General features: G+C 35.2%; 18 protein-coding genes. 9 read left to right on the top strand and 9 right to left on the bottom strand.

Going from position 1 to position 14080, the window contains the following annotated elements; translation table 11 throughout:
* Positions 1-516, bottom strand: a complete 516-nt coding sequence (locus HLX49_RS09015) for a YqeG family HAD IIIA-type phosphatase (RefSeq protein ID WP_077703487.1) — start codon at positions 514-516, stop codon at positions 1-3.
* Between the two features lie 723 nt (positions 517-1239).
* Between HLX49_RS09015 and sda the strand changes: the two genes are divergently transcribed.
* Positions 1240-1386, top strand: a complete 147-nt coding sequence (sda, locus tag HLX49_RS09010) for a sporulation histidine kinase inhibitor Sda (RefSeq protein WP_077703486.1) — start codon at positions 1240-1242, stop codon at positions 1384-1386.
* Positions 1387-1553: 167 nt separating this feature from the next.
* On the opposite strand, the gene HLX49_RS09005 is transcribed toward sda, so the two are convergent.
* Positions 1554-1715, bottom strand: coding sequence for a hypothetical protein (locus tag HLX49_RS09005; RefSeq protein ID WP_176087313.1), 162 nt, complete (start codon positions 1713-1715; stop codon positions 1554-1556).
* Positions 1716-1946: 231 nt separating this feature from the next.
* Between HLX49_RS09005 and HLX49_RS09000 the strand changes: the two genes are divergently transcribed.
* The 6 genes from HLX49_RS09000 to mnhG are packed head-to-tail and all read left to right on the top strand — an operon-like array spanning position 1947 to position 7229.
* Positions 1947-4262: a Na+/H+ antiporter subunit A gene (locus HLX49_RS09000; protein WP_077703485.1), complete on the top strand. Its 2316-nt coding sequence runs from the start codon at positions 1947-1949 to the stop codon at positions 4260-4262.
* Between the two features lie 2 nt (positions 4263-4264).
* The gene (locus HLX49_RS08995; RefSeq protein ID WP_073004536.1) at positions 4265-4603 is read left to right on the top strand and encodes a Na(+)/H(+) antiporter subunit C; all 339 of its coding nucleotides are present in this window, start codon (positions 4265-4267) and stop codon (positions 4601-4603) included.
* Positions 4596-6077 carry a Na+/H+ antiporter subunit D gene (locus HLX49_RS08990; RefSeq protein ID WP_101933848.1) on the top strand — a complete coding sequence of 494 codons (1482 nt, stop codon included), beginning with the start codon at positions 4596-4598 and terminating at the stop codon, positions 6075-6077. The genes HLX49_RS08995 and HLX49_RS08990 overlap by 8 nt, the downstream gene beginning before the upstream one ends.
* A gap of 6 nt (positions 6078-6083) precedes the next feature.
* Positions 6084-6560 (top strand): Na+/H+ antiporter subunit E, encoded by a 477-nt coding sequence (locus HLX49_RS08985; protein WP_296361378.1) that lies wholly within the window; start codon positions 6084-6086, stop codon positions 6558-6560.
* Positions 6557-6868 (top strand): Na(+)/H(+) antiporter subunit F1, encoded by a 312-nt coding sequence (locus HLX49_RS08980; RefSeq protein ID WP_073004541.1) that lies wholly within the window; start codon positions 6557-6559, stop codon positions 6866-6868. Before HLX49_RS08985 ends, HLX49_RS08980 begins: the two co-directional genes overlap by 4 nt.
* Positions 6849-7229, top strand: a complete 381-nt coding sequence (mnhG, locus tag HLX49_RS08975; RefSeq protein ID WP_077703482.1) for a monovalent cation/H(+) antiporter subunit G — start codon at positions 6849-6851, stop codon at positions 7227-7229. The genes HLX49_RS08980 and mnhG overlap by 20 nt, the downstream gene beginning before the upstream one ends.
* Before the next feature lie 121 nt (positions 7230-7350).
* Here mnhG and HLX49_RS08970 read toward each other — a convergent pair whose 3' ends face one another.
* The 5 genes from HLX49_RS08970 to HLX49_RS08950 form a co-directional block, all read right to left on the bottom strand.
* A complete protein-coding gene (locus tag HLX49_RS08970) occupies positions 7351-8430 on the bottom strand; it encodes a DUF871 domain-containing protein (protein WP_296361375.1) in 1080 nt (359 codons plus the stop codon).
* A gap of 85 nt (positions 8431-8515) precedes the next feature.
* Positions 8516-9895, bottom strand: coding sequence for a PTS transporter subunit EIIC (locus tag HLX49_RS08965; protein ID WP_077703480.1), 1380 nt, complete (start codon positions 9893-9895; stop codon positions 8516-8518).
* Positions 9895-10077: a hypothetical protein gene (locus HLX49_RS08960; protein WP_254843966.1), complete on the bottom strand. Its 183-nt coding sequence runs from the start codon at positions 10075-10077 to the stop codon at positions 9895-9897. The genes HLX49_RS08965 and HLX49_RS08960 overlap by 1 nt, the downstream gene beginning before the upstream one ends.
* Before the next feature lie 245 nt (positions 10078-10322).
* Positions 10323-10457, bottom strand: coding sequence for a hypothetical protein (locus tag HLX49_RS08955; protein ID WP_296361371.1), 135 nt, complete (start codon positions 10455-10457; stop codon positions 10323-10325).
* Between the two features lie 45 nt (positions 10458-10502).
* On the bottom strand, positions 10503-10637 hold the full coding sequence (locus tag HLX49_RS08950; protein ID WP_296361370.1) for a hypothetical protein: 135 nt from the start codon (positions 10635-10637) through the stop codon (positions 10503-10505).
* A gap of 569 nt (positions 10638-11206) precedes the next feature.
* On the opposite strand from HLX49_RS08950, the gene sigK reads away from it, so the two are divergent.
* Entirely contained in the window at positions 11207-11932 is a 726-nt protein-coding gene (gene sigK, locus HLX49_RS08945; protein WP_296361368.1) for an RNA polymerase sporulation sigma factor SigK, read from the top strand.
* 855 nt (positions 11933-12787) lie between these two features.
* On the top strand, positions 12788-13015 hold the full coding sequence (locus HLX49_RS08940) for a phage holin (RefSeq protein WP_077703478.1): 228 nt from the start codon (positions 12788-12790) through the stop codon (positions 13013-13015).
* A gap of 288 nt (positions 13016-13303) precedes the next feature.
* On the opposite strand, the gene HLX49_RS08935 is transcribed toward HLX49_RS08940, so the two are convergent.
* Both HLX49_RS08935 and mtnN read right to left on the bottom strand, forming a co-directional pair.
* On the bottom strand, positions 13304-13531 hold the full coding sequence (locus HLX49_RS08935; RefSeq protein ID WP_077703477.1) for a YrhC family protein: 228 nt from the start codon (positions 13529-13531) through the stop codon (positions 13304-13306).
* 113 nt (positions 13532-13644) lie between these two features.
* Positions 13645-13992 carry a 5'-methylthioadenosine/S-adenosylhomocysteine nucleosidase gene (mtnN, locus tag HLX49_RS08930; protein ID WP_483372450.1) on the bottom strand — a complete coding sequence of 116 codons (348 nt, stop codon included), beginning with the start codon at positions 13990-13992 and terminating at the stop codon, positions 13645-13647.
* Positions 13993-14080 lie beyond the last annotated feature (88 nt).

The raw sequence follows: 14080 nt of genomic DNA, 5'->3' as shown, positions 1-14080 counted from the left end.
TTATTCCTCCCAGCTTATTTTCCCCTTTTTTCGCATATATGCAAGAATACGGCGCTCTATTTTACGATTAATTCTTGTTATCTTTCCGTCTGATTGCACAATGGGGACGACTAAAATTGTATAAAAACCAGCCATATTTCCTCCGAGTACATCCGTTAAAACCTGATCCCCGATAACGGCAATTTCTTCTTCCTTTAAATTCATTTTTTTAGCTGTTGTTTTAAACGCCTTGCTTAATGGTTTGCGAGCACTGAATACAAAAGGGGTATCGAGCGGCTCAGAAAACACACTCACTCGCTCTCGATTATTGTTGGAAATTATGGTTACGCTAATGCCATGCTCTTTCATTAACTTAAACCATTCTACCACTTCAGAAGTAGCTTCCTTAACGTCCCAAGCAACCAAAGTATTATCTAAATCAGTAATAATACCTTTTATCCCTTTTTCCTTCAATGATTCAGGATGAATCTCAAATATACTTTTCACATGCTCATTCGGTAAAAACTTTTTTAACACACTTTCACACCTCATTACAGTCAGTTGATCCATAGGAATACATATAAAACAGATGAATAGCCATTTCATCATATATTCTGCAATATAATGCTTGTTTTAAAATGCTCGTTTTCCTAGACCAACAAGCAAATCACTCATTCCTACATACATACATACAAAAAAACAATTATACCCTAATCCTATAACAACTCGCTACAATAATAAAGAAATTTTATTTTCCAAGCAAAAATTTAGAAAAAGCAATTGATTTGTTTCATAAACGTTGTATAAAGAGATAGTTTAAAAATATTGTTCTTTTCCAAGGGTATCCTTATATCTTAGACATCACATTTTTCTCTTTTTAAACTTGTTTTCACAAGATCTCTGTTTTTCCTTAGTCACTTATTTTTAACAATTTTGCTTATGCATTGATTTTCGACATCTTAACAAAGTGTATACTAACAAATTTCAGCAAAATAGGTTTTGGTGATTAGAGACTATGCATAAATACCTACTTTACATACATAAATCGTTCGACAAATACTTTCATTTTCTGCATTGTGGATAACTTTATTAACAATTTTCGAGTTGATTTAACTGCATTTATTACACTTTTCTACCATTTATACACAAGTTATCTACAGACCATTGTAGATAACTAGCACCTTGTCCGGCTGCTAGGTTCATGATAAATTATTAGTAACTTTATTACAGAAGATTTCCACTTCTAAGGGGGCTGTATTTATGGAACATTTGTCGGATGAATTATTACTCGAATCATATATTACAGCAAATGATTTAAATTTAAGCCCTGATTTTCTCTTGCTAATTGAAGAAGAGATTCATAGAAGACATTTGTCACATAAAATAAAAGATACAAAATCAGGTTAATGAATTTACCCACTATATTAAATATGAAGAAACTCGAAAACCCTTGAAGAATTTATGATTTCTAAGGGTTTTTTATTTTTATCAACCCTTTATTGTGTTAAAATATTTCTTGGATGAAGCTTGATATACAATGGTATACAAACTCGCACAAATACCATTTTGTTTGGCTAAACCATTTGTTGCACATAAAAAAGAATTTTTCCCCATTTGAAAGTTGTACCACAACGCTCATTCGTTATAAAGGAATCATCAGGTGGGCTTTCTTTCATCTTGGCTGTTTGTTTGCTAAACTTACCAAGCATATCGTTGCTAACCACTCTTTTTGGCATTATCGATTCTCCAACTCTTGAAGTGGGATTCTAACAGTTCCTTATATGTGAAATAAATAAAGAGACCCATTTAGTATAAAAATAACAACAAATGATTAAATATCCGACTATGGAGAAGGATATTTACATGTACCACTTATAGGTATAGGTGGTTTAGCCCTTTTGTCATATCAAGTAATGAAAAACATAATAGAAAACCGTTTTAGTTGGTGAAGGAGGAATTCCGGTCAAATGATATTTGCAGTTCTTATTCCACTGCTTATTGCATGCTTTATTCCTGCATTAAGTAAATTAAAAGAAAAAATACATACAGGGATCTTCGTTTTTTTTATACCTTTTTTGATTTTTCTATACTTCGTTACTTTTATAGGTAACGACTTTACTCCAATCATGGAACATTATAACTGGATTCCATCTTTAGGCATTAACTTTGATTTATATTTAGATGGTCTAAGTTTATTATTCGTGCTATTAATTAGCGGAATTGGTTCATTAGTCGTCCTTTACTCCATCTATTATCTTGACAAGTCAGAACGCCTTGGGCATTTTTATGTGTATTTGCTCATGTTTATGAGCGCAATGCTTGGCGTAGTGCTATCGGATAATATATTTGTGCTTTATACGTTTTGGGAATTAACATCGATTTCTTCGTTCTTATTAATTGGGTACTGGCATTTTAAAGAGCGTTCTCGCTATGGTGCATTAAAATCCATGCTCATAACTGTATTTGGCGGGTTAAGTATGCTTGGTGGCTTTATTCTGCTGTACGTCGTTACAGGTACAACAAGCATACAACAAATGATTACCCAAGTAGATTTTATTTTAGATAGCAATTATTTGCCACTCATTCTCGGCTTATTACTATTAGGTGCATTTACAAAATCTGCCCAATTCCCATTTCACATTTGGCTACCTGACGCAATGGAAGCACCAACACCTGTTAGTGCTTATTTACATTCAGCCACCATGGTAAAAGCGGGGCTTTTTCTTGTAGCTCGTTTTTCGCCGATTTTCTCTGGATATGAAGCATTTTTTATTATTGTAAGTGTATTTGGAATTGCAACATTGTGTTGGGGCGCTTATATGTCTGTAAGACAAACAGACTTAAAGGCTATTTTAGCTTTCTCTACCATTAGTCAGCTTGGAATGATCATGGCTATGCTAGGTTTTGGCACAAAAGCAGCCGTTTTTGCAGCTGTTTTCCATATATTAAATCATGCGACATTCAAAGGTAGTCTATTTATGGTAGCTGGGATTGTTGATCATGAAACTGGAACTCGAGATATTCGAAAACTTGGCGGACTGGCTACTTTAATGCCCATTACTGCTACATTAGCCATGTTTGGAACATTTTCTATGGCGGGAGTTCCATTACCATTTCTAAATGGCTATTATAGTAAAGAACTGTTTTTTGATGCATCACTAGGCTTAGGTGCTGACTTTTGGAGTCAAACCATCCCATTTTTAGCAGTTCTAGGTAGTATTTTTACATTTGTCTATTCCATGTATCTGTTCTTCGGGACATTTACTGGTAAAAAACATTTGGATAAACTACCAAAGAAACCACACGAAGCATCTATCGGCATGCTTATATCACCGATCATTCTTGTAGTTGGCGTCATTACAATTGGTTTGTTTCCAAATATGGTTAACTCATCCTTTTTACAGCATGCAGCGACTGCGATCAACAGTTCTGTAACCTATAAAGACGTTACATTTTGGCATGGGTTTATTCCACCTTTTAAAATGTCATTAGCAGTGGTTGGATTAGGTACAGTGTTATTTTTGACTCGAAAAAAATGGCGAGGAGTTTATCAAGTCTTGCCTGGTAAAGTAAGCTTTAACCACGTATATGACGCTATTTTAAATCGAATTGGTCAAGTTTCTAATCGCATTACGAATTACTACATGACTGGTTCATTAAGAACATATATGTCTTTAATTCTTGGCACAATGCTTATTGTTTCGTTTCTATTTATGTTTTTAACAGACGGTTTTGCATTTAGCACGAACGAGTTAGCTGATATTTCATTTATCGAGGTTGCAGTTGTAGGAATTATGATTATTGCAGCAATCGCTACTATTTATATGAATCATAATGTAGCTGCCATCTTAGTAGTCGGAGTGGTTGGTTTCGGTGTGGCTATTCTATTTGTTATTTATCGCGCACCAGATATTGCTCTAACGCAATTAGTTATTGAAACAATTACTGTGGCACTCTTTTTACTTTGCTTTTACCATTTACCGAAGTTGCGCAAATCATCTGACACACCAAGAACAAAACTGATGAATGCAATCATTTCTATCGGGTTTGGAACGTTGATTACCTTAGTGGCAATATCTAGTCATAGTAGTAGGTGGTTCGAATCGATAGCTAATTACTTTGTAGAGAACTCAAAACCATTGGGCGGCGGATATAATATTGTTAACGTAATTTTGGTTGATTTTCGTGGGTTAGATACCTTATTCGAAATCGCTGTGTTAGGTATCGCTGCATTAGCCATCGTCGGCCTTATTAAATATAAAAAGAATAAGGAGGCAGAATAACCATGGAGATTATTACATCTATATTAGCAGGAGTTTTGTTTGCAACTGCCATCTATAATATGTTGCAAAAGCAATTGCTTCGCATCGTTATAGGTACAGCATTACTATCCCACGGAGCCCACATCCTTATTTTTACAATGGGGAAATTAAAAACTGGTCAGCCTCCTATTTTGACAGATGGGATCGAAAATTATACCGATCCGCTACCTCAGGCTTTAATCCTAACGTCTATTGTGATTAGCTTTGGTGTAACCAGTTTACTTTTAGTGTTAGCTTATAGATCGACTCAAGAAAACGGTACGGACAATATGGAAGAATTAAGGGGTAACGAAAATGAGTAATTTAGTAATACTACCAATTATCATCCCAATGATAGCAGCTATCGTTCTTATCTTTTTCAATAAAAATGTTCGCATATCAAGAGCACTAACGAAGCTGTTTTCAATCATTAGTTTAGCAACAGCTGGCTATATTACTTGGTACGTACTTGAACATGGCACAATTATATTGCAAACAGGAGACTGGATGGCTCCTTATGGAATTGTTTTAGTCATGGATGGCTTAGCTGCCATATTAGTTTTAACAACGAATGTAATTAGTACTGCCTGTGCATTCTACGCTCCCTATGCTGGTTTGGAAAAAAGAGAACAATTTTATTTCTATCCATTTTTCTTTTTTCTCATTACTGGTGTGTCTGGGGCATTTATAACGGGTGATTTATTTAACCTATTTGTATTCTTTGAAGTGTTATTAATGGCTTCTTACGGTTTAATTGTATTAGGAGGCGGAAAAGTTCAATTACGAGAATCGCTGAAATACCTGTTAATTAACTTATTTTCATCGATGTTATTTGTTACCACTGTTGCACTTTTATATGCCGTTGTTGGAACAGTGAATATGGCACAAATTGCCGAACGCGTACAAGAAGTGGAACAGCAAGGAATCATTACAACGATTGGGATATTACTGTTTTTTGTTTTTGCTACGAAAGCAGCGTTATTCCCACTTTATTACTGGCTACCAAAGTCATACATCGTACCGAATCCTGTTATATCGGCTTTATTCGGCGCGTTGCTAACAAAAGTTGGGGTTTACTCTATCTTACGAGTATTTTCACTTATTTTTGTTTATCAAACAGATTTAACCCATGAAATGTTTATTTGGATAGCTGGTCTATCGATGATTTTTGGCATCATTGGTGCATTGTCGACTTCAAATATTAAATTGATTATCGCTTATAACATTATTCCTGCCATTGGATTTATCCTTCTAGGAATTGGGGTTTTGAACGAATCTGGAATTAGTGGCTCCATATACTATCTTATTAACGATATGATCATTAAAACTGCACTATTTTTACTAGTAGGTATCATAGCCTATGTAGCTGGAACATCCGATTTACGCAAAATGGGCGGGCTTATTCATTACTATCCTTCTTTAGGTTGGCTATTGTTTTTATCTGCTGCCGTATTAGCAGGTCTCCCACCTTTTAGCGGGTTTATCGGCAAATTGTTATTACTGAAGGGTGCCTTTGAAGAAGGAGAAATCGCTATCGTTATTGTCGGTTTGCTAACGAGTCTGCTCATCCTTTATTCCGTTGTAAAAATATTTATTAACGGATTTTGGGGAGATAAAGAAACAATGGGTACTATTGTAAAGAAGCCTATTAACGGCTTAATGGCTCCCGTTGTCGCTTTATTAACGATATCTGTATTGCTAGGAGTTGGAGCAGAATTGTTTTATCCGAGTATTGAGTCAATAGCTGCTTATTTACTTGATCCGGAAATTTATATTGATTCTGTGCTAAAGGAGTAATGAATAATGGCTTTTCAAATAGTAATTAATTTAATTATCGCCTTTATGTGGATGTTCTTAAGTGAATCTTATTCTGTTCCAAGCTTTATTGCTGGATATCTATTAGGGATTTTACTCTTGTTTCTTTTACGTCGCTTTATACCAGACACGTTCTATTTTCGAAGAGTGGTAAAGATCGTTAGCTTGATCTTCCTGTTTATAAAAGAGTTACTCTCTTCAAACATTGAAATTGTAAAACTTGTTTATTCACCGAAACCAAATTTTGAACCAGCAATATTCGAGCTACCAACAGAGTTGAAAAGTAATTGGGAAATTACCTTGTTGGCGAATTTAATTTCTCTCACTCCAGGTACATTATCCGTTGCTGTATCGCGTGATAATACAAAATTGTTTATTCATGGAATGGATATTCATGATAACAATGAGGCTATCGATTCCATAAAGAACACATTTGAAAAAGCAATCATGGAGGTGACAAGATGACGAATATATTAACAACGACAGACAATATATTACAAGTAGCAATCGTGATCTCGTTTATTGGTATATCACTATCATTAGCTCTTCTTTTATATCGTGTTATATCTGGCCCTACACTACCTGATCGAGCGGTTGCATTAGATGCCATTGGTATTAACTTAATGGGGCTAGCGGGCTTAATGTCAATCTACTTGATAACAACAAAGTTAAATGACGTCATTTTGCTCATTGGAATCCTTGCATTCCTTTCAACGCTTGCCATTGCAAAATACCTAGAAAAGGGTGTTATCATTGATAGAGACGTGGATTAATATTATCTTAAACCTTATCGTTGCTTTATTCATTTTAGCGGGCACCTTTTTTATCCTATCTGCATCGATTGGCGTCGTTCGCTTTCCTGATGTTTATACAAAATTACACGCAGCAACAAAAGCATCTACATTAGGAATCGCTTTTATTCTTATTGGAGCTTTTACGTATTTATATTTAGAGCATTCTATTGTTAGTGGTAAGTTGCTATTAGCAATCGTATTTATCATGTTAACAGCTCCCGTAGGTGCACATATGATGGGAAGAGCTGCACACTCATCAGGAGTAAAGCCATATTTAAAAAACCAAAAAGATGCATATGAAGAAGCTGTAAAAGAGTATAAAAAAAGAAATATGTATTAGAAAGCCGTCGTTTTTCTTTCAAACTATAAACCAAAAAATATTAAATGCCTATAGTAAAAAAAGCAATGGATTCCTTCATGGATTCTCATTGCTTTTTTATGATAGCCTTCTTTTTTAACTGCTAATCGTTTGAAACCAGTTTAATGGTAAACCTTTGCCCACCATCTATCCATTTTAACAACATCCTATCTTGGGGGACTACTCTTCCAATAACATTTACTCGTCTATCTTTAGGCAAATCGCGCGTAGTTATTTGCACTTCACCCTGGTACCTTTGATAATGCTCATTATCAATTGTTATTGAACCTATACGACGTTCTACACAGTTAACAGGGGCAATCTTCGTAGCTCCTATCGATGCATATTGTCTCGACTCAACAGAACGAATACAATCGCGTGCGCGATCAACGCGGTTTGTATGCGTACCTTTTACTAAATCTACATCTGATTGAGGTATTGCTGGATTTGGTGTCACATGAAGAAGGATTTCATTTTTTTGGTAACCAGAAAACTGTTCGAACGTACGTTCACTAACACCTCTATCTCCAATCAAAATTTTATCAACTATTCCCTTATGACTAAGCTCTAAATATGCAGCAAAAGGAGACACCGATCTGTGAGCTTCTAACGTTGGTAATGTTGCAAAAATGGGGCCTCTTAACTTTTCATCACCTGGTATAAACGCCATGATAGATAATCCTTCTTGTTTTAACCATTTATTCTTTTTAATAAAATCATCCCAGCCAATGCCAGTTTCCGGGCGTGGATAAAAATTATGCCATGCTTCAACCATAGAAATATCCAGCCCTTTTTGTTTTAATGTTTCTAAAACATGCGGCGTTAGTGTACTTGCATTAAGAGCGACCTTCATCTCTTTTGAGAGGTATACAATCGTATCCTCGTCAATTCCATAATCAAGGCGCAGACCAGTTAGTCCCCAATTTACTAACTCAGAAGCTGTCTCCCAGTCAAACCCTAAAGCAATAAGTGAAGTTGGAGAAATATCAACCATTAGTTCCATATTTAATTGCTTTGCTATCTTTCCTAATGCTTGTAACTGGTGTTTATACATAGCGGGGTCCTCTTCTGGTATATGCAGAGAGGTAAAAATAGACGTAAACCCTTTTTCCTTCATTTTCTTTATGTAAGTGGACTGTTCTTCCACACTTTGTTCACCAATATATACAGAAATACCTAGCATGAATACCACCCTTTTTTATTACCGCTATTTACCAAGGGGCTTTTATAAATTTGCCCCTTGGTAACAGTCAAGGTAACTTCATTTTTTATATATCTTTAGCCATATCTTCTTTAAAGCCGAACAAATACGTGAAAATAAAACCTCCAGCATATGAAATTACTAAACCTAAGAAATATAATATATACTTTCCATCATCAATAAGTGGAATCAATGACAAACCTGAAACACCGATACCTTTAGCTGCAGTTTGCATGACAGCTTGAAATCCGCCCCCAATTGCCGCTCCCATACATGCGGTTAAAAACGGCCGTCCTAAAGGCAATGTCACGCCATAAAGCAAAGGTTCTCCAATTCCTAAAAATCCTACTGGTAGACCACCTTTAATAATATTTCGTAAGCGTTTATTTTTGGTTTTCACATAAATAGCCATTGCTGCTCCCACTTGCCCTGCTCCGGCCATCGCTAAAATAGTAAGTAATGCCGTATTATCGAACGTATTAATCAGCTCTAAATGAATGGGGGTTAATCCATGGTGCAATCCAACCATTACTAATGGAAGGAAAAAACCTGCTAATACTGCACCAGCAATAAATCCCCCCATATCGATTAAGGATGTTAATCCATCTGTTATGCCATCAGATAAGACACCGGCAACTGGCATAACTACATATAAAGAAGCAAAACCAACAATTAAAACCGTAATTAAAGGAGTGAAAATAATATCTACGGCTGCTGGAATAATTTTTCGAACTCGTTTTTCTAAAAATGTCATTAACCAAGCTGCAAAGATGACTCCGAATAAGCCCCCCCTACCAGGAACTAACGCTTCCCCATATATGGTAATATCAGCAAGCATCGGATTAAATAAAATCATACCAGCAATGGCACCTAATACAGGTGTGCCTCCAAACTCTTTTGCGGTATTCCATCCTACTAATACAGCTAAATACGTAAAAATAGCGCCTCCAAAAACAAGCAAGATTTGCATCCATGTCGTTTCTGGATCAACACCCGCATTTTTTGCAAAGTTAGCACCGCCATTAATAATACCTGAGGCAACTAACCCAGGAATTAATGGAATAAAAATATTACCTAATCGACGTAGAAAATTTTTAAAAGGCGTTTTATTTCTTTGCTTTATTTCCTGCTTTTGTAATGCTGCTTTTTCTTCAAACGTCAAGTTTTTATCATCTGGACCTTGCTCCTCGCCAATGCCTAATTTAGTTATTTCACTTACTTTCTCCGCAACACGATTAACAGTTCCTGGTCCAATCACAATCTGTAATGTTTCGTCCACAACAACCCCCATGACACCGTTTACATTTTTTAAAGCACTGATGTCAGCTTTTCCATCATCTTTAAGCTTAAGCCTTAGTCTTGTCATACAATGGCTAACTTGTTTTATGTTTTCTTTTCCACCAATAAACTGTAAAATATCCTGCGTCAGTTTTTCTTCCTTTTTCATTATCTCTTCTCCCCTTTCATTAACGCTTTTTGTACAAAAACGCCCGCTTGGAGAACATTCTCTTTTGCTTTGTCATAGGAGCGTTGTAGTAATATTATTATGATAACAATCTTGAAATTAATTTTGGACTTACGTAAATAATCTTTTGCTTCTTTGTGATCTACTCCTATAGCATCCATCATGATGCATATTGATCTAACTACTAATTTCTCGTTGGCGGCTTATAAATCAACATTACATTTTAATATACTTTACCAATACCTATCATTGAAGCTGTAGAGATCAAAGCGCTCTTCCAACTTTTAAGCAGGTGGCTTCAATAATTACCTCCTGACCTGTTTCTAATTCAATTGCTACATCTGCATGTTTACTCATTACCGCCCCCTTATTACAAGAAATACGAACCTTTTTTGCGTTTATTTTATTTTCATATGCTAAAAGCCCCTATAACATAAGGCGTTCTCCCACTAGCTGCAACCCCTATCACCGCGTCTGCCTGTGTGAGGTTTCTCCTTTGTAAATCTTTTTCACCTTGCTCTTCGTCATCTTGCGCTCCTTCCACCTTTTTGAAAAGATGTAATTACAAGTTGAACAGCTCGTTCTATTATTAAAGTTGCGTATCTATAACATTTGCAACCTGTTTATCTTCTTTATTCATAAGCGCTAAACCGTCTTTAAATTGCATCGAATCAAGATTGTAAGTGTATTCATTTCTTGTTTCTGTCTTTAGTTTTTCTAACATATGATTCACACCCTTCTTCTGCTATTATTATAACACACTTTGAAAAAATATGTTGATTTTTGTTATTTATTTATAAAATTTTATTTCAATATTACTTTGTATTTTTACTCTAAAATGATTACTATTCTCTTTCTTCTTTACCTGTAACGTCTAAATATTATACAATACAACCTCTACTGTTTTGCCCGTCCATTTAAAAGAATATATGTCGTAATTGCTTGGACAAATACCTATAAATATCTATGTATACATACAATACGGTAAAACGCATTAAGAATTTGCTTTAGTGATCAGACCTTCAACCCGTGTCCATTTTCTTAATCATGAATAGCCCTAGTATTTTTTAATGAGTCTATGTATTATCCCTACTTTGACTTGTCAGTTTACATCATGTAAGTCTTGAAGCGAGGATCTTACAACAATTTAAATTGTAAAAACTATACAGAATAAAATATGAAACGAACATAATAAAACCTTATTTAGGACAGACACTTTATTTCTCTAAGCTTCATAGTATAAACATATGGGCTAATGACTACTGAGTATGTACACCAAGGAGGAGGATATATTTGTCCGGCATTTTAAGTGCGCTCGCTTTACTTATTAAAGAAGCGATGTTCTTTGTCTCTTATGTTAAAAACCATGCTTTTCCCCAACCTCTACCACCTGATGAAGAAAAAAAATACATTCAGCAAATGCAGGACGGAAGTGAAACAGCGCGAAACAAACTCATTGAACATAATCTTCGGCTCGTAGCACATATTGTAAAAAAATTTGAAAATACGGGAGAAGATGCTGAAGACCTTATTTCTATTGGAACCATTGGTTTGATTAAAGGGGTGGAAAGTTATTCGCCTGGAAAAGGTACAAAACTTGCTACTTATGCAGCCCGGTGTATTGAAAATGAAATATTAATGCACTTACGAGCATTGAAGAAAATAAAGAAAGATGTTTCGCTGCATGATCCAATTGGTCAAGATAAAGAAGGAAATGAAATTAGCCTTATTGATATCTTAGAAGCTGAGAATCAAAATATCATCGAATTTATTCAATTAAATATGGAAATTGAAAAAATGGAAGATTATTTTGCGATTTTAGATAAACGAGAACGAGAAGTAATTGTTTATCGGTATGGATTAAACGATGAAAAAGAACTAACACAACGAGAAATTGCCAGAAAATTAAACATATCTAGAAGTTACGTTTCTCGAATTGAAAAACGAGCTTTGATGAAAGTATTTCATGAATACTACAGAAAAGAACATAGAGGTAAAAGGGATAGAAAAGAAAGCTAATTTTAAAAGTTTAGCTTTCTTTTTTTGTGTGAGTGTATTTCCAGTTCCTACGCCTGCTTAAAAATTGTATCATAGAGTATGAATACAGCAATCTTAAAAAACTAAGACTGAACACGCGAGCGTTTGCTACATAGGGAGTCTGGTTTACAATTCTATGGATAATGCAAGACCATATGGTCATGATTTGGTATCTCTTTAGAAACGAACCATGCAACAGAACATTGCTAGCCAGTCCAAAATGACCGCTAAGTGGGAAACCTAGCAACTTTTGTATTGGAAGAAGCAATAAAGTATTACATGCAAGTGAAAGGAAGTCAGTTACATACGAAAAAACACAGAGGGTGTTGCGAATATTTATTCAAGAAATACAAGTTAATAATTCAGATATATTCATTATTCGCTCTTTTTAACACTTGTTTGCATTGATTGATGTCTCCTAGTGTAATTGAAATCTCATTCTCAATAAAAAGAAGGCATAGCACAAATGTATAGGGAAAAAATTATGGATTTAGAGAATAAAGCGTGTCCAATGATGCTTTGAGAAATATCAAAAAACTCAAAACACCGCTAAAATGTTTCATGGATAATGCGGTAAAGGTTAAATTAATCTCTTTACATGGATAAAAAAGGTATGTCAATAACAATTAACTACTGTTTCCTGCTTTAATACTTTTTTACTCTATTATTATTTTTTAATAAAAAATCGCTTGTGATGCCAAATTTGCTATTCGACTGACTAAAAATTGATTTCAGATACACGTTTTGTTTATAAAAAGAAAATATTTTTCTTTTTCAAATGTATTTTACGAATAAATTAGAATTTTTGGAATATATTTAAGTAAGGAGTGTGATAACATGAAAACTGCTATTGTAAGGCTTGTTGCACTAAGTATTTTATTGCTTAACCAAGCTTTAATCACCTTTGGCTATCAGCCCCTACCCTTAAACGAAGATGAAATTTATGAAATTGTTTCTACAATAGCTACTACAATAATGGCCATATATGCTTGGTGGAAAAATAATAATGTTACCAAAAAAGCGCAAGAAAATGAAAAATTTTTAAAGGAAAATGGAATGAAATAACATTTATATGTACGAAATAAGATAACGTTGATAAACAAAGGAGGGTTGCTATTATCCTTCTTTGTTTTTGTATAAGCAATATAAAATTAGTTTCTTGTACATAACGAAATAACCGAAAAGTTCTCTACTATAATTTGTAAAAACACTTGGCACAAATATTTTACAATGTTTTCTAATAAACACTGTACTGTGCACTAACTTAGCTTCGTATATTTTTATGACTAAAGCTTAAAACCCTGAAATGCTACACTTTTCCATAGTGCAAAAAAACGCTAAGCATTTATTGCATTAGCGTTCATCTAGCTTTCTTTTTATTTGACGTTGTTGGTATGCCAGCCAAAATCCAGCACCCAATGAAACGAGTGTTAAACCAATAAGAACAATACCATCTTCAGAAGGTCTCAAATACGTATTAATGATAGCACCTAAAAATAAATACATAGATAAGATTAATAACACACCTATAAAACGTTGGTAATCTATATATTTATATTTCAATCTCTGTTTATTATCCATTAATATTACCTCCTATTTCTATCATTATCCTAACATAAAATACATAATTCATAGGAAGGTAATTATTGGAATAAACAATTTTGTCTATGTTTATTACTCTTTATAGCAAAATTTTAGGTTGATTGTATAAACTTTATGATGATATTAGCAGCATTTGTGGCTGCAGTTTTTAAAAAGGCGTCGAAAGAAACAGAGGATTCTTTTCCAGCAATATCAGAAAGTGCACGTATAATAACAAATGGTGTAGCATATTGGTAACATACTTGTGCTATCGCAGCTGCTTCCATTTCTACTGCCAGAACATCTGAATGGCGATTCTGTATTTCTCTGACTCTGACCGGATCTGATATGAATGAATCTCCCGTTGCAATGCCCCCTTCACCAGTGCGGATGTTAAATGAATTGGCGGCTGCTCTTGTCAGCGCCGCGCCGGCCCTGGCGGATTCCAGGGACCCGCGCACCCCCCCCCCCCCCCCCCCCCCGCCCCTCCCCCCCCCCGCCCCCCCCCCCCCCCCCCCCCCCCCCCCCCCCCCCCCCCCCCCCCCCCCC

Origin of the sequence: Virgibacillus sp. (genome assembly GCF_013393565.1) — a bacterium.
Lineage (GTDB): Bacteria > Bacillota > Bacilli > Bacillales > Amphibacillaceae > Virgibacillus > Virgibacillus dokdonensis.
This window is presented reverse-complemented; position numbering and strand designations above follow the sequence as displayed.